Below are 22,420 nucleotides of genomic sequence, written 5' to 3' on the forward strand. Positions count from 1 at the left end.
CCCCGAATTGACTTCGGAACTGCGCTGGGATGTATTGCAGCCTTAAGTCGTACTGGGGAGACATTTCAATGAAACCAAGTATTTTCGCGGCTTTCGCGCTGGTTTTTACTGTTGCTGGTTACGCTAAGGCCGACAATCGCTCGTTCGCAGGAGCAGCCTTGTTTCATGACGTCGTGCAGATGACTTGTGGCTTCAACATGACGCCGGAATCGGCAAAGAAAGCTCAGCCACGCTCGGAATGTCGAACTCCCCAACAGATCCAATGCTTTTGGCAATCTCCGCGGTTTGCAAAGAAGTAAAAAAGGGGAACCGAGGCAAAGTCATTGAAATCCAGGTACCTGATGACCGCAAGGTAAATAGAAAAGTCATCGTTGAAAAAGCCCCGTGGTACGCTAGTCCGCGGATGTAGTCTTCTCACGACCATGTTGGGCGCGTCGTCCCGTTGGTCAAAAATATTGCTGCATCTTTTTGAAAAGCATGACGCGGCATTCGATGATCAAGCCTGAACTCGCATTCCTCATCTTTGTTACGAGCAACTTTGCGGCTCCGCTCCTGGCCTTTATCGCCGGGCGCAGATGGCCACATCGCCGGATGGCGTTCCATTTTTTGGCGGCGATCTGGATCGTTCTGTCAGTGTATGTGTGCCACAAGGTGACTTTTACACCAGACAGAGCCGCTGTGGGCGACTCTTATGAGCCTGACGAAGTGATTCAATTCCTGGTCGTCGGTGCCGTTTTTTTGCAGCAGATAATCATTCTAGCGGCCTATCTCGTTCGGGAGGTCTACCGCGCAGTCAAGAAGCGGCACGAGGCGAATCGGGTAGCAAGAGCCTTCGAGTGATGATGGGGAGGCTCCAGAGATGGCGGAAACGGCGCGGCAGGGGCGTTCGCCACACATGGATTATGGTTGCGCGGGGCGAGGATGTGAACGCCGCGACGCTACTCTTCACGGCTGCCGCAAGAGGGCCCGCTTTTCTTTGTAAAGGGGTCCCAACTATGGAACTTCAGCATAGCGGATGATGCTCTGATTTTGGACATTGGCGACCAGTTCATCTGAACGAGACAAAAATCGGCGGAGCAAGGGTGAGGAATTTGAATCGTTATATCCTAAGGTGAGATCAATTGTCGGAGGCACACCCTCAAGTGCTCTAGCAACGACATTTGGTGTCAGCATATTTTGCGCATAAAGCGGAATAAGCGTTATTCCACCTGTAGACACGACGAGCGACATTGCTGACGGTAGGCCTTCGCCTTCGTACTCTGCCTTGAGTGTGATCCCAACGTCCGACGCGTAATCTTGGATCACGGATTGCAATACGGGAGAAATTCTAGCCGAACTGACGTAAGTTTCGCGGGCAAGGTCCTGCGGCCGGATCTTTTTGCGCGACGTCAAGCGATGGTCCGCCGGCAGCACGGCGATCAGTGGCTCCTTGGCTAAAAACTTGAAGGACACACCAACACTCTGCGTCTCGGGGCGAAGGAAAGCGACGTCCAGCTTGCCTCGCATCAATGCCAAAGCAAGGTCCGGGGAAGACTGACTGGACAATATGATTTCAACCTCCGGCGCTTCCTCACGAATAATGCGCAATGCATGGGGTAGCCACACGACCTCTTGCCCTGCGAGAAAACCGATAACGAACGACTGCTTTTCCGGCCGTTCTGCCCGCCGGGCCCCTTCCGCAGCCGCCTCGACCTGCAATAACGCCAGCCGCGCGTGATCAAGAAAGACTTTACCAGCGGCGGTGAGCGTCACGCCGCGCGACTGCCGTTCCAGCAGTTTTACACCGACTTCGGTTTCCAGATCGCGAATTTGCCTGCTGAGTGAGGGCTGGGACGTGTGAAGCCGCCGCTCTGCTGCGGTCAGTAAGCTTCCCTCCTCCGCAACAGCAACAAAATAGCGCAAATGCCTCAGTTCCATCGGGTCCTCGCTATACCTTTAAGGCATAGCTCGAACGTACAAGGTATTTGTCTTCGATAGAAGGGGGATTTAATTAACGTCGCAATTTCGGGATATAATCGAACGCGCCTCACCGGAGTATTTCGCCTGCACGTCGAAAAGAAAGATGAGGCATGCGTGGCAATCTTGCGTTGATTATTGCAGTAGCGCGTGGATGAATGGCTCTAATTGATTATTTTGACCTTCAAATGAATGTTTAACAACGCAGATGGAGAGACTCGATGCCTACAATCACTACGACGGACGGCATAAACATCTTCTACAAGGACTGGGGCTCAGGCCAGCCGATCGTTTTCAGCCACGGCTGGCCGCTGTCGGCGGACGACTGGGACGCCCAGATGACCTTCTTCCTTCACCACGGCTACCGGGTGATCGCCCACGACCGGCGCGGCCACGGCCGGTCCGACCAGCCCGGCACCGGCAACGACATGGACCACTGGGTTGCTGACCTCGCGGCCCTGACCGAGCACCTCAACCTGCGCGACGCGATCCACATCGGCCACTCCACGGGTGGCGGTGAGGTAGCTCGCTATGTCGCCCGCCACCCGGAGCGGGTCGCAAAGGCAGTAATGGTCGCTTCCCTGACGCCGAACATGTACCGGAGCGAGGACAACCCGTGCGGTCAGCCGCCGGAGTGGTTCGAAGCGATCCGCGCGGGCGTGCTGGGCAACCGGTCGCAGTTCTTCCGGTTCGTCCCTGAGAACCCGTTCTACGGTTACAACCTCGACGGGGCCGAGCCTTCGGAGGCGATCATTGCGAACTGGTGGCGCCAGGGCATGGCCGGTGGTGCCCTGGCTCACTACGCGACTGTCGACTCTTGGCTGGAAGATTATACCGAAGACCTCAAGAAGATCACCGTGCCGGTGCTGGTGATGCATGGCGAGGCCGATCAAGTCGTCCCCTTCGCAAGTTCCGTGCCGCGTGCGGTCGACCTGCTCAAGAACGGGTCGCTGAAGACCTATCCGGGCTACCCCCATGGCATGCTGACCACACATGCGGATGTCCTCAACCCCGACCTGCTTTCGTTCATCAGGTCTTGACGACATCGACCGGACCGCGGCCGTCACCCAACGTCATCAGGACGATCTGTCACCCGGCAGTACCGGGTGACACCTGTCGCCATCGACAGGCCAGCGTGCTTTCCGGCCCAGGCGCAGGCGGCACCGCCACTGCGAGGAGGAATTTCTTGCGGCGATCAAGATCTGTCTTGATGTCGTGCACGGCAACGCTGTCCCTTGGGAATTGAGAGCGGCGATTATTCGCGCTGCAGACGAGGCCGGGATTACCGCTATCGCCGTACTTCACTGAACCTTCGCTTTCGCGACAACGACGGCTTGACGCCTGAATTTCGTAAGCGCTGCCATTCACCCGCAAATTTCGTAAGCAAGATCCAAAAGCAAAATCAGTATCTTAACAATTACGCTTACGAACTTACGAAATTTCGGCATGTCTCCAACTCTCATGGGGACAGCCGACAGTCCTGGAATACCGGTCTGTCTCCGCACCTGTGTTTCGCAATTATCTCCGTAAGTCCGTAAGCGAAGCAATAAATCATTGAAACCATTGGAGAAACACGCTTACGAAGTTCATGTGTGCAATCGTAAGCGCCGTAAGCAAGTCTGTAGGTCGGCCGGCACGACAGAGCCGCCGGAAGGCCAGCGTCTGCGAGGCGTTACGCTCGCACACTTTAGAAGACCCGTTCCCGCCCTCGCCGGCCGTGCTCGAATTCAATCCGTCCATCCACCCATCTCGCCCAGTGCCTGCGGCTCACATCGCCGCGAACATAGACACGCACAGCTTCCCGCCCGCGATTGGAAACCACCGCCTGAGGTTCGAACCCCAGCCCGACAAGCGCCCTCTGCAGATTGGCGCGCCAGCCTGCCGGCAACCGGCTGGCATCCTCGCTTCCGCCGGTCAGGAGCCTGCGCACATCGGCGCAGGGCACCATCATGTCGCCATCGGGGATCAGGTCGCGGATAATCTCGTAGGTGGGGCCGAAATCCATCACGCCCTGATGCAGGGTTTCGAGATCTGCCCGCAATGCAGGGTCATCCAGCCACAGCGGTTCGCGCTCGTAGATCGTCATGACTTCGGCCCAGACCTGGGCACGATCGGCCCGGATTGCCGCAATATCGATCGCGGTGGGCTTGACCGGCCACCAGCGGCGATTGCCCGTCGTATCCGTCAGGAACTCGTCGGCGTTCGTCGTGGCGTAGAACACGAACTGGCGCGGCACGTCGTCGACCCTGTGCTTATACGCCCCGCGCGCGGTATCCGTGCGAACCGTGATGAACTTCCTGATCGCCTCGATCTCCCGGTTCGACCTGCCGACAAGCTCCGCAAGCTCGACAAGCCAGCGCCCGCGCGTGTTCTCGATCACTTCGCGCGCGCCATCGCCCACCGTGACGCCGTCGGTCACCCATTCCTCGATCGGAACGAGAGCCCGGCCGAAGGATGATTTTCCGAGGCCTTGCCTGCCCTGCAGGGTCAGCACGTGGTCGAACTGGCACCCGGGCTGAAAGACGCGTCTGGCCAGCGCTGAGAGCCATTTGCGCGAAAAGGCACGGTTCAGGCGCGTGTCCTCGGCGCCGAGATAACAGGTCAGAAAAGTATCGACGCGCCCCGTTCCATCCCATGCCGGCAGCGACGTGAGCCAGCCTTTCACCGGGTGATAGGGATGCCGGCTGGCGACCTTGTCGATAACAGGATTGATGTTGAAAACCTTCGGCGTCAGGCCAAAGCCTTCCAGCCATTCCACCGCTTCGGCAAGATCATTGTTTGCGACGGGACGAGGCTTCCAGTCGCCCTGGCGCAAATCCCACGGCGGGCGGGCAAGCAACATCGTCTGGCCGCTGAATTCATCAAGCGCGAGCATTCCGCGCGCGTCGGGATGGTGTTCCAGCATCACGGTCCAATTGAGCGTGAGTCCCGGATGGGGATTGCCCTTGTCATTCGTCTTGAGCATGGCGAGCCAGTCGCGCGGCGGCTCGTGTGCGGTCATATGTGGCATGAGATTTTCCGCGTAGGATGAAGTGGCGTTCCCTTCTCCCCGGCGGGGGTCCGAAGGACGGGTCGTGACCCGTGGCTCGACCCCCGCTGGAGAGAAGGCGACGTGGACTGTTTCGAACGTCGCCAGACCTATTCGGAAAACGGTTGGCAGATAGAATCGCGCTGCGAGACAGGGTTCGACGCCTCCAAGGCGAAGTGGATGGCGGAATAGCCGGCCAGTCAGGCCCCTTCTCGCCTCATCAGCGGTCAGCGCGCTCTCTCGCGTGCCGGAAACGAGGATATCGAACAACGGCATGCGCCGCGGTCGCGAAGTCCCGCACGGCTTCAACCCAGGGTATGCTGCTGAAAATTAGGGCACGCTCCTGAAAGCGCCGCGATCCGCCGGTATAGCTCGACCGTCCCGGGTGCACGTTCAAAAACGATTGTCAGACGGTAAACGCCGTCGTCCACGGCTTCAATACCGCCACCGGGCAGGCCCCAGCTTGGAAATGAATTCGTTCCACGCCTTCCGAAGAGGCCCATCGGGCCGAGAGTGAACCGGCTTACTCCAAGCCCCGATATCTTGAGGCAATCGCGTCGAATAGGTACTCGCCGCAGTTGCCGATGCCGATGGTTTGGGGAATACTCGTGCTCTGGCCCTGAAGGCCTGCGCGGTGACTGATAAGGGGGACAATGTCATGCCTGTAAAATACCTTTTGGCCGCGGTAACGATCGCGCTTCTGAGCCTTTCAGGGTGCGCGACCACCGGCACCGGCGGCGACAACACGACCTACGCAACTCCACTGGGGATGGGTCCCGTTCGCGGCAATATCGGTGGCTATTAGTAGCTGCTGATTTCCATTGAGAGCTGATCCACCGAGGGGTTCGGGAAACCGGCCTGTCGATCACAGTTTTCGAACCCTGTCTGGTTAGAGCAATTCCAGCAAAAGTGCATAGCGGTGTTGCGTCTGGAATTGCGTAAAAACAAAGAGATAGAGTGGTTCCACACCCGCTTCTGGCTGTCTGCGGCTTCGCTTGAGCGGCAGGTCCGACAAGTGTCTCGGCATAGGGGCCGTAGTTCTCCCGCAGCAAATGATGGATATATGCTGCTAGAGGGAAACATTCGTAAAGCTCTGTCGCCGCGACGAGGTGAAGAGCTGTCCAGAAGCGGAGCCTGGGATTGCTTCAATTGTACATGACGTGAGCGCGGGGCGCCGCCAAAACACCGCCGGTCTGCGCCGGTTCCTCGACCTTGAGCAGCAGCGCGATTGGATGCACGGTGAGACGATCCTGCACGATGCCGACGAGCGCTCGGAGTCCCTGGAATTGCGTCTCAAGTACGTCCCCAGGTTTGAGAAGCTGCTGCGCCGGCCGCAGGCACAAGCGGTTCTGGACATTGTCAGGCGCTACGGGAGCGACTGCATTCCGATCCCGCGCCGGACCGAGCGGCACTACTGGTCGGTTTCCTGTCTGCCGTCGACACCGGGCAAAGCCCTCGTTCGCGTCAATGCGAGCTGGATGGAGCTCTTCTCGCTCTATGCTGATGATGAGGACATCCGCGCTCTCTTCCTGGTGCATCTTTCCGATTTCACCACCGACCACTCACTCGATCACGGCCAGGTGGACGAGGATTTCCTTGGGTCCTGTGTCATGATGCCTGATCACGTCAGCTATGTCTTTCCCAGGGGCGAGGACATTTTCGGCGTCAAGGTCCGCGGCTTCTCCTCAATTGGCAAATTTCTCGCCACACCCCGTGCGTTGCAGGCTATCCGGGCATTCAACCTGACGCACATGAACCGTGGCCGGAACGCCTATCAGGCGAGCCACTGTTACAGGCTGGCGGATCACATGCTGGGCGACGACGGACGTTGAGCAATTGAGTTCAGCAGGTCATCGACGCACGCCCTCGAGGTGGTCGACACGCATACCGATCCCATCCAGAACTTGGACAAGCCGGCCTTCGATGTCGATCTCCGCGCTTGGCGCACGCCACGCAACGAAGCCGTCGGGGCGAACCAGCACGGCGCCGCCATCGCCCACGCCATAAGCATGAGGCCAGCGTCCTTCCGGGTCGCCGAGATCGCCGTGCGCGCCGAAGACATGGCAAGCGAGCGGGATGCCGCCGTCCTTGCGCAAGCGATCCGCCGCGGCGCGCCAGTTCGCATCGTTTGCCAGCAACACGAAACCGCGTCCGAACAGATCCAGCGTCGAGAGCCTTTCGCCTTCACGCTCGATGACGAGATGCGGCGCGCGGGTGCCGGGAACGCCGGCGAGTTCCGCGACCGGTTCGAACGACCGGTCGCGAGCGGCAGCCTCGAACACCAATGCGCCGGTGTCGTAGCGCTGTCCGAACACGACATCGTAGTCATCCACGATGGCGACGGCAGGCGGCAACCGCCCCGCAGGGTCCTTGAACCATTGCTGCAGACGGGCGAGCGCCTGTGCCAGCGTCGCGGCGATCACCGGCCGGCGCTCCGCGTCGTAGCTGTCGAGCAGGCTGGCATCCGCCTCGCCGCGAACGACCATCGCGAGCTTCCAAGCCAGGTTGTGCGCATCGTGGATGCCCGAATTTCCCCCGAATGCGCCGGTCGGTGGCATGAGATGCGCAGCATCGCCGATCAGGAAGCAGCGGCCCGCGCAGAAACGGTCTGCAACGAACGCCGCCATCTCCCAGGACCGCGCATCGACCAACTCCGCCTTGACACCGGATCGGCCGGCCGCTTTTTCGACGAGTTCCCGGCAACGGTCGCGGTCGAAGTCCTCCGGTCGCTCGCCCCTTTCCGGAAAATATTGCAACGCCAGCAGCCAACGCCCGCCTGGACGCGGCGTGATGGTGGCGTTGAGATCGCTGACGAAGCAGGAGGTGAGCGGCCTGCCATCGATCTCGGCAGACAGGTCCGTGTCGAAGATGATGCTCATCCAGTGCTGCAACACGCCTGGGCCCTTCCGGTCGATACCGAGCTTTTCGCGCAGCGTGCCATTGGCGCCGTCAGCGGCGATCAGATAGTCGGCGACAACAGTTTCCTCCTCTCCGGTTTCGCGATTGCGGATGACAGCACGAACCGAGGCGGGGTCCTGCTCCAGGGATGAAAACTCGGTATTGAAGCGAATGTCCGCGCCGGCCCTCTCCGCGTAATTGCGCAGGATCGGTTCCAGCACATGCTGGTCGCAGGTCGCGGGCTGTGTGGGACTGTAGGGCCTGGCGTCAGGCCATGCAGCATCGCTCCATCGAATATCCGGATCGGCAAGGTTTCTTGCCCGTGCAATACCGCCGCCCTGCTGGTCGCCGGTGCGTTTGGCGCGGATTTCCGTCTCCAGCCCGAGACTGCGGAATATCTCCATGCTGCGCGGCGAGATGCCGGTGAACTTATACTGGATCGAGGTGCCAGCATGACGCTCCACCACCATGCAGCCGACACCCTGATGGGCGAGGAGCGTGGCGGCCGTAAGGCCGTTCAGGCCACCGCCGATAATCAGAACCGGGATATGCGTGCTCATGCGTTTCTCCTATGTTTGGGACACGACAGGTCCGCTCCCGGCAAAGCCAGGCTGCAAACGGAGGTTTATTACTTTGATTGACAAAAATATTTGATGACTCAAAATATGTCAAGACAGCAGCACCGGAGCCGAGACATGACACCCCCTCGCGATGCGTCCAACCTTGCCGATGAGGCCTGGCGCTTGATGTTCAACTTTCTGATGGGTTCGGCGCCGCAGCGTCTGGCGGCGCAGCAGAAGTATGGGCTGACGCCGAACGATTCCCGCGCCCTTTTCTCGCTCGGAGCGGACGGCAAGCCGATCGGGGCATTGGCGCGCGAATGGGGCTGCGATCCCTCGACCGCAACATGGCTGGTAGACCGGCTGGAGCGATCCGGCCTCGCCGATCGCATTCCGTCGTCAAGTGATCGACGTGTGAAGCTCGTGCGAGCAACCGAAAAGGGGACCGTTACGAGGAACGAATTGCTGGCGGCCTATCATCGGCCGCCGCCGGAACTGGCAAGCCTGTCGGCAGACGATCTGGAGGCGCTCGTCAGGATTTTCGGAAAGCTGCACGCCGAAGGCGCTTGATCGCGCCGCCCGGCCCGGTGTGCCATTTCCTCCACTCAGGAGCGAAACCGGGCACTGAAATCCGCTCCAGCCGCGGCATGGCGTGGGAGAGATCGCGAACTTCTGGGAAGCTCTAATGACCTCGCCGAGGCGAAGGCCAATCCGAAAGTAAAATGATGCCGAACCTTGTCGGAAACGGAAAAATCTTCGCCGGCGCGATCTCGGAAACCGGCGGCCGCTATAGGGCGCGGTCGAAGAGCCCCCGCGCGCCTTCCACCATGATGCGCAGATACTCGGGATCGCGCACCCCCTGCCGGTAGAGCTCGACGGTGATCGCGGCGATGCGCGCCGCCTCTTCCGAGGCCTTGTCGACGCCCGCCTCTTTCAGAAGCGTGTCGAAAACGGGCTGGCACGCGGAAAGATCGCGGGCGTCGAATGGCTGCGGTTTTCGGACATCGATGGTCTTCATGTCGTTCAAAAGCCGGCGCCATCAAATGGCGCCGGCCCCTCCCCCTCCTCCGATCAAGCGACGTTCTTTTCGCCTTCGATCATCTGCATCGGCGCCTGGGAACCCTCGGCGCTGCCGATCGCAATCTTGCGCGGCTTCATCGCTTCAGGGATCTCGCGCTTCAGCTCGATGGTCAAAATGCCGTTCGTCAGCGAAGCGTTCTCGACCCGAACGTGGTCTGCAAGTTCAAAGCGCCGTTCGAAGGAGCGGCCGGCAATGCCGCGATGCAGGTAATCGCCCTGCTTCTCCTCCGCCTTCTGACCCCTCACGATCAGCACGTTGCGTTCCTGGGTGATGTCGAGGTCGCTGTCGGCGAAACCTGCGACCGCCATCTGGATGCGGTAGTCGTCCTCGCCGGACTTGACGATATCGTAGGGCGGCCATGTGTCGATGGCCTGCAGACGCTGCGGATTGTTCAGAAGGTTGAACACACGGTCGAAGCCGATGCTCGAGCGGTAGAAGGGTGCGAAGTCGAATTCGTTTCTCATGACCAAATCCTCCGTAAAGCGAGTTGGAAAGGAGACGCGTCGGAAACTGCGTCCCCGGCTTCCGGCCCCCTTTGGGCTGCCGGCGAATATCGATTTGGTTTGGCTTTTTTTGCGTTTCAAGAGGCTTCGAAAATTTTTTTGAACGTTCGGCAGCGGCCCACTTGAACGCCGAAAACAGCGAAACAATCTCTTATCCGCCTGGAGATTTTCCTCAACCGTCGAAAGTTTTTAGGAGATCCAACATGACAATCGAAGGCAAGACGACAGCCGGCCCGGCCAATGTCCTCGACGCCATTTCGGCGTCGCATATCCTGCATCCCCATCGGCACTTTTCCCATCCGAACGAAGTGGTTGTCTCGGACACGATGACGACCGAAGAGAAACGCGCGATCCTCGCCTCCTGGGCATCCGACCTGCACGCGGTCGAATCCTGTCCCGAGTTGCGCCATCCTCCGGGTGTCGCCTGCTCCATCCGCTACCAGGACATCCTTTCTGCCTTGAAGGCCCTGGATGGCAGCCGACGGGATTTCGTCAAGAGAAGGCAGACCCGCAGGCCGGTCTGCACCATATTCGGATAAGGGAGGCCGGAATGCGACAGAAGGCGTCACAGTCTCCATCCGCCCCGGAAGGCAACCCGATCACCGACAGGCTCGTTCTCGCCTCACGATATTCGGAATGCCTGCGGCGGCTCTCGCGCACCGCCGAGCGGCTGCGCCATGGCGATCTCGGCGAGAAGCTGAAGGAGATCGCCGGGTGTCTGGACCGGATGAGCTACGACATCGCGATCCACGATGCAGGTGTCGAAGTCCTGATGCGCGCAGCACGCCTCATCGGCACGGTGGAAGCATTGGTCGACCGCAAGGCGAAGGCATCCATCCTGCACTGAACGATCCGTGCAAGCGATTGAAGCGTCGGAAATCCTTTGCACTTCTGCGCCATAAGGCGGAGGTGTACTTTGGCTATAGCCGAAGAGTGCTGCATCGAACGAGAGCGGAATGGGCGTCAGGAATTATCTGATCGAAGGCGTGTCCGGGACCGGCAAGACCTCGGTCGCCACCGAATTGCAGCGGCGCGGTTATCACGTCATTCATGGTGACCGCGAGCTTGCCTATCGAGGCGATCCCCATACGGGTGAACCGCTGGATGGTTCTCGGCATGAGCAGAACGATGTGGCCTTTGTGCAGAGGCACCATATCTGGCATGTCGACAAAGTCAGGTCGCTCGCGGCCGATAAAAGCCACCCAATCTCCTTCTTCTGCGGCGGCTCGCGGAATTTCCATCGCTTCATCGATCTGTTTGACGTGGTTTTCGTTCTAGATGTCGATCCGGACACGCTGAAGAACCGGCTCGCCGGCAGGGCCGAAGACGAATTTGGCGGAAAACCGGCCGAACGGGACCTGGTCCTGCACCTGCAGGCGACGAAGGAAGACATTCCCGGGAACGCGACGACCATCGACGCCACCCGGCCGCTCGCCTCGGTCGTCGACGATATCCTGTCGAAATGCGCTGAGATCAGCTGAGGGCGGCACTGTCCGCTCCGGCGCGAAGCGGAGCGGTCGAGCGATCAGATCTTTCTCGCCTCATCGGCTGTCCGCGCGCTCTCTCGCGTGCCGGAAACGATAATCTCCAGCACTTCATGCTCGTCGGTATTCCTGATGTAACGATCGCCGACATACTCGCCGCGCTTGAGGACCATGACGCGATCACCCACGGCAAAAATATCGACCAGACGGTGTGAGATGATGATCTGGGCGACGCCTTGCCTCTTCAGTTCCAGCATGGTTTCGAGCAGCCGTTCCGTCGCCATCACGGAAAGGTTGGCGGTCGGCTCGTCGAGGATCACGACGCGCGGCTCGAACGAGATTGCGCGGGCGATAGCGACGGATTGCTGGCGGCCGCCCGACAGGCTTTCGACCTTCTGATAGACGGAGTTCACGTCGACCTTGAGCCGTTTCAGCACGCTGTCGGCTTCCGCATACATCTTCCGCCTGTTCACGAAAGGGCCTTTAAGCGGCCAGCGGCCAAGGAAGATATTCTGGCCGACATCCATGTTGCCGCAGAGCGCGAAATCCTGGTAGATCATCTCGATGCCGACGCCGCGGCTCTCGTGCGGGCTCTTGAACCGCACCGGTTGCCCGGCAACGAGGATATCACCCGCATCGCGCTGATAAGCACCGGTCAGGATCTTCATGAGCGTCGATTTGCCGGCGGAATTGTCGCCGACCAGGCCGAGAATCTCGCCGGGATAAAGCGTCAGATCAACCTTGCGAAGCGCCTGCACGGCCCCGAAGGCTTTTTCGATGCCCCGCATTTCCACGATCGGCGCAGATGGTGTCGCCTCAGCCATGATTGCTGTCCCCTGTTGACGCCCCTCTTCTCAGCCGGGTTCGCAGGCGCCCGAAAATATTGGCCTGGCGCACCCATATATCGATCAGCACCGCGACGATGAGGATGACGCCGATAAAGACGTTGATCCAGTGCTGCGGCATGCTGAACCCCTGGACGTTGAGTTGAAGCAGTGCGCGGACGAGCGTGATGACGGCGGCACCAGCAAGCGAGCCGATCATCGTGCCGTAACCGCCGAAGATCGATCCGCCGCCGATGATGACGGAAGCGATCGCATCGAGCTCGCGAAACTGGCCGGCGACCGGGTTGAAGCTGCGGAAGTAGGCGACATTGATGATCCCGGCCATGGTTGCGCAGAGCGCCGACAGCATGAGCGAGATGAAGCGCACGCGGTTGGTGTTGATACCGGCATAGGCTGCGGCGCGCACGTTGCCGCCGGCCGCACAGACCTTCAGCCCGAACGGCGTATAGGCAAGCACGATACCGGCGATCACGGCGATGAAAAACATCCAGATCGTCTGGACGCTGACGACCTCGGCGACCGAGCGAATGATCCCCGGCGGCAGCGCAAGGCCGAAATGCAGGAGAACGTCATTCACCTTGCGCCCGAGCAGGTTATAGCCCTCGGGCCAGCCGGTCAGCTGCTGTCCCGCGACGAACCAGGCGGCGAGCCCGCGGGCAATGTAGAACATGCCGAGCGTGGCGATGAAGGCAGGCAGTTTGAAGCCGACGACGACCATGGCGTTGACGGCGCCGGCGCACGTCCCTGCAAACAGGCCCATCGCCACGGCGGTGAGCGGGTCGGCGCCGAGCACCTTCAGGAAATAGGCCGCAGTGCTGCCAGCAAGGGCAAGCACCGCGCCGACGGAGAGATCGATATCGCCGGCTGCGATGACATAGGTGAGCCCGACCGTGATGAGGGCCAGTTCCGTGTAATTGAGCAGGATGGCAAAGGTGTTGGGCAGGTTCCACCAGTAATCCGGCCTGAGCACGAGACCGGTCAACCACAACACGACGGTCAGGATGATGGCAAGTGCGTCGCGGCGGGCGAGAAACTTGCCGAGCCCTGTGGCAGACAGCGCCATGTCGGCCGCCATCGCTCCCTTGGTCTGGACACCTTCAATCGCCACGCCGCCCATCTCATAGGCCGGCGGGGGCGGCCGGCGGCGCAGCCATGCCCATAGCCGGGCCGCAACCTGGCGCCTGATAAGGAAGGGCTCGATCAGCACGGCGATGACGAGAAGCAGACCCAGGAAAACCAGCACGGCGCCTGCAGGCAGGGTGAACTTGGCGCCGACTGCGATGCTTTCACCGTCGATCACGACGATGCGCGTGATCGGCCATCCCTCGCGCAGCACCTTGTCGATCAGCACGACGACCGCAGCACCCAGGCAAGACCCGATCACGCGCCCGCGCCCGCCAAGGATCGATGCGCCGCCGATGACGACGGATGCGATAACGGTGAGTTCCCAGCTGACACCATAGAGAGGGGTGACACCCTTGTCCTGCGCGGCCGACAGGAGAGCTGCAAGGGTCGCGCAAAGCGAGGAGAGCAGATAGGCGCGAATGCGCACCCAGCGTGTTCGAATGCCGGCGTAGCCCGCCGCCTGCTCGTTTCCGCCGGTGGCGAAAGTCTCATAGCCCCAGCGGGTCTTGGCAAGCACATAGGCTCCAACTATGGCGATGAGAAAGAAGATCGCGATCTGGTTGTTGAAGCCGAGGATATTCGTCTCTCCGAGGTGGAAGAACAGCGGATGGTCTTTCGCCTTGTCGGAATAATAGATTGCCTGACCATGCGTCAGCGCCAGCACGAAGCCGCGGCCGATGAAGAGGATCGTCAGCGTCGCGATGAAGGCCGGCACTTTTAGGACGGTGACGAGCACGCCGTTGATCAGGCCGATCGCTGTGCCCAGCAGCACGCAGAGGATCGCCGACTGGATCACGCCGAAATCGAGAAAGCTCGGGGAAAAAAGCCTGGCGAAGACGACGGCGATCAGACCGTAGGTCGAACCGACCGAAAGATCGAGATCCCTGTTGACGATGACGAAAGTCATCCCGACCGCGATGATCCCCACACGGGACGTATCGCGCAGAAGCGCGTGAAGGGCCTCTGTCGATCCGAAGAAGGCCGGATTGACGATGGCCCCGCCGAAGTAGAGCAGCGCAAGAAACATGAGGAGCCCCGCCTCCCAGCCGCCGACGAGCTGGGGCGGCGCACGGCCGAGCGATGTCGTCGTGGGGGGCTCCATGAGTTTCTACCGAATGAGTTCTACCGACCGATCCTTGCCTTCGCGTGGCGGGATGGCTCGCACCCTCCCGCCTGATTTCAGACGTTTCGAACGGCCGTCAGTTCTCGAAGCGCTTGCCGACGTTGGCGACCGTTTCCTTCGTCACGAGCTGGGCACGCGTGTCGAGATTGGCAGCTGCGATACCGCGATCGATCTGGAGATAGAGCTGCATGACAGGCCAGAAGCCCTGCAGGAAGGGCTGCTGGCCGAGCGAGCCGGTCAGGTTCCCCGCTGCGATGCCTTCCTGCTGTGCCGGGCCGAGATCGAAACCATAAGCGCACAACTTGCCGGTCTTCCCCATCTGGGCAACCGCCTTGACGAGCGGCGGCGTAAAGACGTTGTTGGCTGTGAAGGCGCCGACCACGTCACCGCGGGACTCGAAGAGCGAAACAAGTGCGTTGACGGGGTCGTTCGGGTTCGTGTCGATGCCGACATTCTCCGGACCGGCGTCAACCTTGAAGGCATCGAGCTTGCCGGCGTCCTTCAACGTCTTGACGATGGCATTGAAGGCGGCGGTGACACGGTTGTTCACCTCGATATTGCCCATCGCCGTGGAGGACGGCAGCACGATCGAGCCGCTGGTCGCGCCACTGGCAAGCACGCAATTTGCAAGCGCCTCGCCGCCGATTGCCGCCGCCGACGCATCCTGGCCGGTGTGGCTGATCGCGCTCCGGTGCAGAATGTTGCCGTCGAACGAGTTGGTCGTCGCGATCGGGATGCCGGCCGCCTCGGCAGCCTTGACGATGTCGTTATAGGCGCCGACCTGCGGCGTCGTCATGATGATGCCGTCGATGGTCGGGTCCTGAATGATCTGGTTCAGGATCTCGAGCTCGCGGGCGGGGTCGTCCACCGGCGATTCCGAACCGAGCAGCAATATCTTGGCACCGATCATATTGCCGGCGACGGTCGCGCCGACATAGACGGGGTCAAAGAAGCCGTTGCCTGCCGTATGCGTTACGATCGCGAAGGTCAGATGACCGTCGGCCGAATGGAAATCCTTCGTGCCGGGGGCCTCTTTTGCGGCTTCCTCGAAGTTGTAGCCGCCAACCGCTTTCTCGACGCCGCCCGACTGCGCAAATGCATGCGAGACACCGAGCGATAGTATCGCGGCTGATGCCGCGTAGAACAATACCCGCCTCATGATTGGTCCTCCCTTGAAACCAAGGGAGGAAAGCCGTCGGGCGCAATGTATCGAGAGTGGGGCCGAAGGCTTATCCTCCCATTTGCTAATATTCTGCGCAATTCCGACCCAAGTAAACGGATAAGTTGATCATCCCGGCGAATTTGTTTGCTTTAGAAGCATCCGATAACCGATTTTGATTGGCAGGCATCACTTTGATCGCGCGGTTCCTGCGCGCGACCTGACCATTGGGTGAGCGCCGCTCGTCCATTCGGATGCACAAAGGACGATTTCGGGGCCGATGCTGGAGGGCTGCACGCATCACGGTTGCCATCCTCCAAATATTGGCAATCCTTGCCAAACTATGCCATTATCTCAAAACGAGGTGATTGATATGGCAACCATGAATGTTTCCCTGCCCGACCCGATGAAGGAGTGGGTGGAAGCCCAGACCAGGACGGGGCGCTACAGCAACGCAAGCGATTATGTCCGTGATCTGATCCGGCGCGATCAGGAGCGATCGGACAAGCTGGCAGAGCTGCAACGGCTTGTTACCGAAGGTTTGGACAGTGGCGTCAGCGACCGCTCAAAGGAAGACATTCTCCAGGCTGCGCGTGAACGGTTGGCCGCCAGCCGGGCATGAAATATCGAACAACCTTTGAAGCAGATCGGGATATTATCGAGATCTACGTTCTCGGCGCTGAGCATTTCGGCGTCGCGCAGTCCGAGCATATGTGGACGAGTTGTTCGGCACGTTCGAATTGCTTGCCGATAATCCGCAAATGGCCCGGGAGCGCCGAGAACTGAACCCGCCCATGCGGCTTCATCCCTATCAGGCACACATGATTGCCTACACAATCCGGGAGCACGGCATTCTGATTGTTCGCGTCCTGCATGGTCGGCAGGATTGGCAAGGTCTTTTCAGCTAGGAACCGGCGAGAATCGTGCGTCCTCAATCAGGCTCCTGATATCACTTCTCCTATGTCGCCCCGCATAAAGCGGAAGCGCCGCTGGCGATAACGCCATCGCCCGCCGACCGCGATTTACGCCATGCATACCGCGAGAAAAAAACGGCACAAGCGGCGAACGGATCAGCAAAGACAGGCCGTAGCGCAATGCTGGAATGATGTCTCGGATCGCCGCGTGACCGCGGATTACTCGGGATAGGCCTCCGCGCCCTCCAGCGCCGCCTTGTGGAAGAGGATGAAGACCAGGGGGTTGCCGGGCTCGGACATTGCGTCGCTGCGCTGGCCCGTTATCTCTCCGGCCACGGCGCTCGTATATTCCGCGACCACTTCGCCGAAGCTGTTGCGCTGGATGGCCACCTTCTGTCCGGGTTCGACCTTGTCGTTGAGCTTGACCAGATGCTCGACGATCCCGCCCTGGGTTGCCAGGATAGGGAACGCACTGTTGCCGACGAAGACATTCACGTCCTTGCCTGTCCGGCCCATCGGCCCGGCAACGATGCCGTGATGCTTGAGGACGTTCATCGTGCCTTCCACGAACAGCGAGATCATCTCGAGGTCCAGAACGCGGGCTGCGCCGATCTCCGGCGTAAAGGAGGGGATGCCCACGTCCATGAACGCGTTGTGCAGGACACCGGGATAGACATGATTGTCGAAGATCTGGCCGACGGGATAGAGTTCCACCATGGCCTTGACCTCCGGCACATCCATGCCGCCAATATTGAATGCGGTGACTTCGAACCCGGTTGTTCCGGTGTGGAAGTCGATCGCGAAGTCGGCGTTCGGCCGCAGCAGCCGGTTGAATAGCAGGCCGGCATGTCGGCTGGGCGCGGAGGCACCGTTCTCGTTCCCCGGCCATTCCCTGTTCATATCGATCAGATCTACGCCCCTGCCCTGATTGGGCCACCTGCGCTGCATGCTTTCAAGGGCAGGGCGTGCCACGTCGGTGACCGCCATGACCGTGCCCGACATCTGCGCCGGATCGAGCTGGTTCATCACGGTCTGCACCGTGTGAATGTTGCTCATTTCATCGCCATGCACACCGCTGGTCAGGATGCCGCGCTTGCCCGGCTTTGCCCCCTTGGCGACCGTCACCGACACGTACCAGTGCTGCCCCGTGGGCATCTGCGCACCCTGAAAATACAGGAAGTGCTTCTGCCCGGGCTCCAGGTCGTCGACGTCGAGCGCGCTGACGACCTTTTTCCCCTGGATGACATCGCCGGTATAGACCGTTCCCGAGGCTGGATTGGCAGCGGGTTTCGCTGCGTCCTCGGCATTCGCAGCACCGGTGGTGACGGCCAGGGCAGCCGACGCGCCGACCGTGGCAATGGATGCGATCAGGAGATCGCGGCGATCGATGCCTTTCTTCGATTTGTCCGACATGATGGAAGCCCTTTGTGTTGAGAACAACGGCACGTACATCGGTCGCGAGAAGCCCGCGCAACTTCAATCTAGGGTATGCTGCTGAACCGGCAAGGCCGCGTGATTTCTGCGAACCTGTGCCGGGTTTACGAACTTGCGATGTCGTCCGGCAAAATCCGAAAAGCAGTCATTCTTTCAGAGCGCGTTTCGGGACTGTGAACAGCATCGCTCTGCGTTGCGCGAAATATTGCGCGGGTGTGTTACCCAGAGCCTTCTTGAACATCGTGATGAAGGCGTTCACCGAGTCGTAGCCCAACTCGGCAGCTACGGTCTGCACCGTCGAACCGCTGGCGAGTTCCCGAAGCGCTACGACAAGGTGCAATTGCTGCCGCCAGCGTCCAAACGTCAGGCCCGTCTCCCGGATCATCAAACGAGCCAACGATCTCTCGCTCATCGCCACGCGCTGCGCCCACTCGCCTAACGTGCTGCGGTCAGACGGTTCGATCGTCAAGGCATCCGCTATCGAACGGATCTTTGAATGGCTGGAGATCGGCAGATTGAAGCGTTCACGCGGCATTTCGACCAGTTCGTCCAAAGTCACCCTCGCAATCCGGGCGGCGTGGCTATCTGGAAGATAATCCGCACTCTCGCGCGCCAGCCGATGGACCATTTCCCGGATCATCGGAGAGATCGATAGGGTGCAGCATTCCTCGGGCAGGTTCGCGGCGCCTGGCTCCACGAACAGGTAGCTGAGCCGGGCATTCGCCGTCGCCCTCGCGCTATGCGGCACCGAGCCCGGTACCCAGACTCCGCAGTTGGGCGGTACGATCCAGATCTCGTTGTCCGCAGCGCAGGTGACTGCCCCGTGCAGCGCGAGAATCAACTGACCCTTGCGATGCGTGTGCGTCGGCACTTCCGCTTCGTATTCTGCGAAGTCGAGCTGGCGCGCGACCGCCGGCCGATCCGTGAGATCGGGGTCAAAGACGGAAATGGCTGATCGTGAGGTGCGCATAGTATTGGCAGGATTCAGGTGTTTTTTGACAGGATACCGAATTTATTTACCTTGGCAACTCGGCGATAGTGGCCGGCATGAGCACAGTCCATACTTCAAAAAGTCCCCTCGCGAGGGCCAGCGCCACAATAGCGCGCGCGGGTTCGAATCTACTTCGAACTCCCACCATGAAGGCAGATGCGGATGCGCTGCTCTTCTCGGTAAAGAGCTTCGCTGCGGCGATGCTCGCCTACTACATCTCGCTGCGCGTTGGGCTTCCCAAGCCTTATTGGGCCATCGTCACCGTCTATATCGTCTCGCAGACCTCTGCCGGCGCATCGCTCAGCCGCGGCGTCTATCGTCTCGCCGGGACGATTGCCGGCGCCGTGGCGACAGTGGCGATAGTACCGCGTTTCGTGAACGATCCGATCGCATGCAGCGTGGTGCTCGCCTGCTGGATCGGTGTGTGCCTCTACTTCTCGCTGCTCGATCGCACTCCGCGAGCTTATGCCTTTGTTCTTGCAGGCTACACCGCGAGCCTGATTGGCTTCCCAAGCGTACTCGATCCAGGCGCGGTCTTCGATACGGCATCGGTGCGGGTCCAGGAGATCTCGATCGGGATCCTCTGCGCCGTCCTGTTACATCGCTACGTCCTGCCGAAGCGCATGACCGACCAGTTCATCGGCAAGCTGTCGGCAACGCTGCGGGACGCCCGTCGGCTGGCCGGTGACGCGCTGAACGGAACGCCGGGAGAGAAGACCCGTCGCGACCGCAACCAGCTGGCAGTGGACCTCCTTGTCCTGCAGGGGCTTGCGACGCACCTGCCATACGACCCGGCCCCCGTGACACCGCGTCGGGAGAAACTGCAGTTGGTCCATGATCGTCTCGCACGACTGCTTCCGCTTGCGACCGAGATCGAGGCTCGGATCCATGCCCTGAGTATCGGGAACCACAACCCGCCCGACGAACTGACCTCCTTGCTGCGGGACGTCGAGGCTTGGATCGAAGCCGTCGACGTGGCTGAGCGAGAGGGCGGCGCGGTGCCGCTGATCGACCGCGCGCGGTCGCTCAAGGCATGCATCAGCCCGAATGCCGTGACGCCTGGCGACAGGCTCGCCGCAAACCTCGTCGGCCATCTCGCAGAGATGATCGGCCTGCTCCACGATTGCGATCGGCTCACGCCGAACCTCGCGACGGCCATCCGATCACGCGATGCCGGATCATTCCACTGGCAAAGGCGCGCGAAGGGCTACGTCTATCACCGCGACCCCTGGATGGCGGCCCGGGCCGGGTTGGGTGCCATCGTCGGCATCCTCATCGGCTGCACTTTCTGGATATCGTCGGCCTGGCCGGACGGCGGGACAGCCGTCTCGATCCTCGGTGTATGCTGCACTCTATTTGGGAATGTCGATGCGCCGGCATCGAACGTCATCAAGTATATAATCGGCTCGGTCTGCGGGGTGGCGATCAGCCTCGCCTACAGCTTCGTCATCCTTCCCCGAGTCACGGACTTCAGCGTCCTTATCGCAGTGCTCGCGCCTGCGTTCCTGTTTGCCGGTTCCATGCAAGCGCGTCCCCCGACGACGTTCATGGCGCTCGGAATAACCCTCACCATTCCGATCCTCTCGGGTCTGGGCACCACCTACAGCGGTAACTTCGCAGCATCCCTCAACACCGTCATCGCGCTTTTTGCGGCAACCGGATTTGGGGCGGTCAGCATGACACTGTTTCAGACCGTACCGATCGACGCCGCGATCAACCGACTGCTTCGACTGAGTCGGCGAGACGTCAGGCGGCGAGCCCTTGGCAACGCTCCCAACGAAGCGCACTGGACAAGCCTCATGGTCGATCGGACAGCGCTGCTGCTTCCAAGGTTCCGATTATCCAATAAGTCCTATTCGGATGTGCTTGACGATACGCTGCACCATCTTCGCATCGGCCACGCCATTGGTCGGATCCGTCAGACGATCGGGCAGATCGAGGGCGAGATCGGCGACAACGCGCGAGCTCTTCTTTCGGCGATCGCCGCACACTTCGGCGCCGCGCGCCCGACTGGACCTGTCGAAGGCATCGGTCTGGATCAGCGCATCGAGACGTTGACGATGCTGATCGCCGGCAGCCCCAACGAAAAACATTCACTGTTGCTCGACCTGCTCATCGACCTTCGGTTCGCCTTGAATCCGAGTAGTACTGCGGACGCGGAGATCGGGTCATGATCGTCGATCTCAACATCGGGGGCGTCCTCATACCCGGTTTGCTGGTGCTCGTGTTCGTCGCGCTGGTCGCCACGATTGCAGTGATCCGTCTGCTGGTCGTCGCGGGCATCTTCCGCCTGTTCGCCTACCGGCCACTCGTCGAGCTCGCCACCTTCACCATCATCTACGGTCTGCTCGTGCAGCACCTGCCATCCACCGGATTGTTCCAATGAAGCCTGTTTTATCCCTGCTCGGCCGCTACGCCCTGACCCTCTGCCTCGTCGCGATCGCCGCTCTTGTCGCTTTGCCGGTGTGGAGGCGCTACGAGCAGATGCCCTGGACGCGGGATGGGCGCGTGCGCGCCGATGTGGTGCGTATCGCGCCCGACGTGTCCGGCCTCGTCAGCGAGGTGCTGGTCCAAGACAACGAAGAAGTTCATGCGGGTGACGTGATCTTCCGTATCGATCATGTGCGCTATACGCTCGCCCTGAAAACCGCGGAAGCCAAAGTCGACAGCAGCAAGGCCGCGCTCGACATGGCCAATCGCGATCTCGTCCGCTATCGCCAGCTCAACGACACGACCGTCACCCGGCAGAAAGTGGAACAGGTAGAAACAGCCGCCGGCCAGGCTGAGGCGACCCATCGGCAGGCACAACTCGACCGTGACCTAGCCGCGCTCAATCTGGAACGTTCTTCGGTCAAGGCTCCAGTTGACGGCATCGTTACCAACCTGGGCATCCATCCAGGAGATTTCCTGGCAACCGGGACGCAGGCGGTGGCCCTTGTCGATACCGCCTCGCTACGCATCGAGGGATACTTCGAGGAGACGAAGCTGCGGCAGGTCGCGATCGGCGATCCGGCCAGAGTCCGGCTGATGGGAGACGATGCCGAGATCACCGGCCGTGTGGAGAGCATCGCCGCCGCCATCGCCGACGATCAGCGGAGCGACGCGGGCAATCTCCTGCCGAAGGTCGTGCCCACCTTCTCGTGGGTCAGGCTCGCACTGCGCATCCCGGTCCGCATCCACATCGACCCCGTCCCCATCGGCATCAGGCTGATTGCCGGCAGCACCGCGACCGTGGAGATCGTCCCCGCTACAATATCGGCCCGAAAATCGGGATCGCTTTTCGGAAAGCCTGATGCGTAGATTCAAAGAGTTAGAGCGC

General features: G+C 60.6%; 24 protein-coding genes. 14 read left to right on the forward strand and 10 right to left on the reverse strand.

Translation table 11 applies throughout. From position 1 onward, the window contains the following. The first annotated feature begins 68 nt into the window (after positions 1 to 68). Together J2X71_RS23285 and J2X71_RS23290 are read left to right on the forward strand one after the other, a co-directional pair. Positions 69 to 299 (forward strand): hypothetical protein, encoded by a 231-nt coding sequence (locus tag J2X71_RS23285; RefSeq protein ID WP_310385506.1) that lies wholly within the window; start codon positions 69 to 71, stop codon positions 297 to 299. Positions 300 to 492: 193 nt separating this feature from the next. Continuing rightward, positions 493 to 840 (forward strand): hypothetical protein, encoded by a 348-nt coding sequence (locus J2X71_RS23290; RefSeq protein WP_310385508.1) that lies wholly within the window; start codon positions 493 to 495, stop codon positions 838 to 840. A gap of 153 nt (positions 841 to 993) precedes the next feature. On the opposite strand, the gene J2X71_RS23295 is transcribed toward J2X71_RS23290, so the two are convergent. After that, entirely contained in the window at positions 994 to 1,917 is a 924-nt protein-coding gene (locus tag J2X71_RS23295; RefSeq protein ID WP_310385510.1) for a LysR family transcriptional regulator, read from the reverse strand. A 260-nt stretch (positions 1,918 to 2,177) separates the two neighbouring features. On the opposite strand from J2X71_RS23295, the gene J2X71_RS23300 reads away from it, so the two are divergent. Then, positions 2,178 to 2,996 (forward strand): alpha/beta hydrolase, encoded by an 819-nt coding sequence (locus J2X71_RS23300; protein WP_310385512.1) that lies wholly within the window; start codon positions 2,178 to 2,180, stop codon positions 2,994 to 2,996. Positions 2,997 to 3,643: 647 nt separating this feature from the next. Here J2X71_RS23300 and J2X71_RS23310 read toward each other — a convergent pair. Next, positions 3,644 to 4,966, reverse strand: a complete 1,323-nt coding sequence (locus tag J2X71_RS23310) for a virulence-associated E family protein (RefSeq protein ID WP_310385514.1) — start codon at positions 4,964 to 4,966, stop codon at positions 3,644 to 3,646. 676 nt (positions 4,967 to 5,642) lie between these two features. Here J2X71_RS23310 and J2X71_RS23315 point away from each other — a divergent pair. Then, entirely contained in the window at positions 5,643 to 5,789 is a 147-nt protein-coding gene (locus J2X71_RS23315; protein ID WP_310385516.1) for a hypothetical protein, read from the forward strand. 343 nt (positions 5,790 to 6,132) lie between these two features. Continuing rightward, positions 6,133 to 6,816, forward strand: coding sequence for a hypothetical protein (locus J2X71_RS23320; protein ID WP_310386167.1), 684 nt, complete (start codon positions 6,133 to 6,135; stop codon positions 6,814 to 6,816). Positions 6,817 to 6,834: 18 nt separating this feature from the next. Here J2X71_RS23320 and J2X71_RS23325 read toward each other — a convergent pair whose 3' ends face one another. Further along, complete coding sequence (locus J2X71_RS23325) at positions 6,835 to 8,442, reverse strand: FAD-dependent oxidoreductase (RefSeq protein WP_310385518.1); 1,608 nt, start codon at positions 8,440 to 8,442, stop codon at positions 6,835 to 6,837. Between the two features lie 135 nt (positions 8,443 to 8,577). On the opposite strand from J2X71_RS23325, the gene J2X71_RS23330 reads away from it, so the two are divergent. Then, entirely contained in the window at positions 8,578 to 9,012 is a 435-nt protein-coding gene (locus tag J2X71_RS23330) for a MarR family transcriptional regulator (protein WP_310385520.1), read from the forward strand. 217 nt (positions 9,013 to 9,229) lie between these two features. Here the strand turns inward: J2X71_RS23330 and J2X71_RS23335 are convergent, their stop codons facing one another. After that, a complete protein-coding gene (locus tag J2X71_RS23335) occupies positions 9,230 to 9,460 on the reverse strand; it encodes a hypothetical protein (RefSeq protein WP_310385522.1) in 231 nt (76 codons plus the stop codon). Positions 9,461 to 9,513: 53 nt separating this feature from the next. Further along, a complete protein-coding gene (locus J2X71_RS23340) occupies positions 9,514 to 9,987 on the reverse strand; it encodes an Hsp20 family protein (RefSeq protein WP_310385524.1) in 474 nt (157 codons plus the stop codon). A 242-nt stretch (positions 9,988 to 10,229) separates the two neighbouring features. Between J2X71_RS23340 and J2X71_RS23345 the strand changes: the two genes are divergently transcribed. The 3 genes from J2X71_RS23345 (at position 10,230) to J2X71_RS23355 (ending at position 11,507) form a co-directional block, all read left to right on the forward strand. Then, positions 10,230 to 10,565, forward strand: a complete 336-nt coding sequence (locus J2X71_RS23345; protein WP_310385525.1) for a hypothetical protein — start codon at positions 10,230 to 10,232, stop codon at positions 10,563 to 10,565. 11 nt (positions 10,566 to 10,576) lie between these two features. After that, positions 10,577 to 10,873: a hypothetical protein gene (locus tag J2X71_RS23350; RefSeq protein WP_310385527.1), complete on the forward strand. Its 297-nt coding sequence runs from the start codon at positions 10,577 to 10,579 to the stop codon at positions 10,871 to 10,873. A gap of 109 nt (positions 10,874 to 10,982) precedes the next feature. Further along, positions 10,983 to 11,507 (forward strand): AAA family ATPase, encoded by a 525-nt coding sequence (locus J2X71_RS23355; protein WP_310385529.1) that lies wholly within the window; start codon positions 10,983 to 10,985, stop codon positions 11,505 to 11,507. Between the two features lie 44 nt (positions 11,508 to 11,551). On the opposite strand, the gene J2X71_RS23360 is transcribed toward J2X71_RS23355, so the two are convergent. From J2X71_RS23360 to J2X71_RS23370, 3 genes are all read right to left on the reverse strand, one after another. Further along, positions 11,552 to 12,334 carry an ATP-binding cassette domain-containing protein gene (locus tag J2X71_RS23360; RefSeq protein ID WP_007815323.1) on the reverse strand — a complete coding sequence of 261 codons (783 nt, stop codon included), beginning with the start codon at positions 12,332 to 12,334 and terminating at the stop codon, positions 11,552 to 11,554. Further along, positions 12,327 to 14,582 (reverse strand): ABC transporter permease subunit, encoded by a 2,256-nt coding sequence (locus J2X71_RS23365; RefSeq protein ID WP_310385531.1) that lies wholly within the window; start codon positions 14,580 to 14,582, stop codon positions 12,327 to 12,329. Before J2X71_RS23365 ends, J2X71_RS23360 begins: the two co-directional genes overlap by 8 nt. 97 nt (positions 14,583 to 14,679) lie before the next feature. Then, on the reverse strand, positions 14,680 to 15,762 hold the full coding sequence (locus J2X71_RS23370; RefSeq protein ID WP_113322496.1) for a substrate-binding domain-containing protein: 1,083 nt from the start codon (positions 15,760 to 15,762) through the stop codon (positions 14,680 to 14,682). 373 nt (positions 15,763 to 16,135) lie between these two features. Here J2X71_RS23370 and J2X71_RS23375 point away from each other — a divergent pair, with 373 nt between their 5' ends. Together J2X71_RS23375 and J2X71_RS23380 are read left to right on the forward strand one after the other, a co-directional pair. After that, entirely contained in the window at positions 16,136 to 16,384 is a 249-nt protein-coding gene (locus tag J2X71_RS23375) for a type II toxin-antitoxin system ParD family antitoxin (protein WP_310385534.1), read from the forward strand. Positions 16,385 to 16,475: 91 nt separating this feature from the next. Continuing rightward, positions 16,476 to 16,670 (forward strand): type II toxin-antitoxin system RelE/ParE family toxin, encoded by a 195-nt coding sequence (locus J2X71_RS23380; RefSeq protein WP_310385536.1) that lies wholly within the window; start codon positions 16,476 to 16,478, stop codon positions 16,668 to 16,670. 225 nt (positions 16,671 to 16,895) lie between these two features. Here J2X71_RS23380 and J2X71_RS23385 read toward each other — a convergent pair whose 3' ends face one another. Continuing rightward, positions 16,896 to 18,089 carry a succinylglutamate desuccinylase/aspartoacylase family protein gene (locus J2X71_RS23385; protein WP_310385539.1) on the reverse strand — a complete coding sequence of 398 codons (1,194 nt, stop codon included), beginning with the start codon at positions 18,087 to 18,089 and terminating at the stop codon, positions 16,896 to 16,898. A gap of 166 nt (positions 18,090 to 18,255) precedes the next feature. Then, a complete protein-coding gene (locus J2X71_RS23390) occupies positions 18,256 to 19,080 on the reverse strand; it encodes a helix-turn-helix transcriptional regulator (protein WP_310385541.1) in 825 nt (274 codons plus the stop codon). 77 nt (positions 19,081 to 19,157) lie between these two features. Here J2X71_RS23390 and J2X71_RS23395 point away from each other — a divergent pair, with 77 nt between their 5' ends. The 3 genes from J2X71_RS23395 to J2X71_RS23405 are packed head-to-tail and all read left to right on the forward strand — an operon-like array spanning position 19,158 to position 22,401. Beyond that, positions 19,158 to 21,275: an FUSC family protein gene (locus tag J2X71_RS23395; protein ID WP_310386169.1), complete on the forward strand. Its 2,118-nt coding sequence runs from the start codon at positions 19,158 to 19,160 to the stop codon at positions 21,273 to 21,275. After that, on the forward strand, positions 21,272 to 21,487 hold the full coding sequence (locus J2X71_RS23400; RefSeq protein ID WP_310385543.1) for a DUF1656 domain-containing protein: 216 nt from the start codon (positions 21,272 to 21,274) through the stop codon (positions 21,485 to 21,487). Before J2X71_RS23395 ends, J2X71_RS23400 begins: the two co-directional genes overlap by 4 nt. Further along, positions 21,484 to 22,401 (forward strand): HlyD family secretion protein, encoded by a 918-nt coding sequence (locus tag J2X71_RS23405; RefSeq protein ID WP_310385545.1) that lies wholly within the window; start codon positions 21,484 to 21,486, stop codon positions 22,399 to 22,401. The genes J2X71_RS23400 and J2X71_RS23405 overlap by 4 nt, the downstream gene beginning before the upstream one ends. The last annotated feature ends 19 nt before the right edge of the window (positions 22,402 to 22,420 follow it).

Origin of the sequence: Rhizobium sp. 1399 (assembly GCF_031455475.1) — a bacterium.
Lineage (GTDB): Bacteria > Pseudomonadota > Alphaproteobacteria > Rhizobiales > Rhizobiaceae > Rhizobium.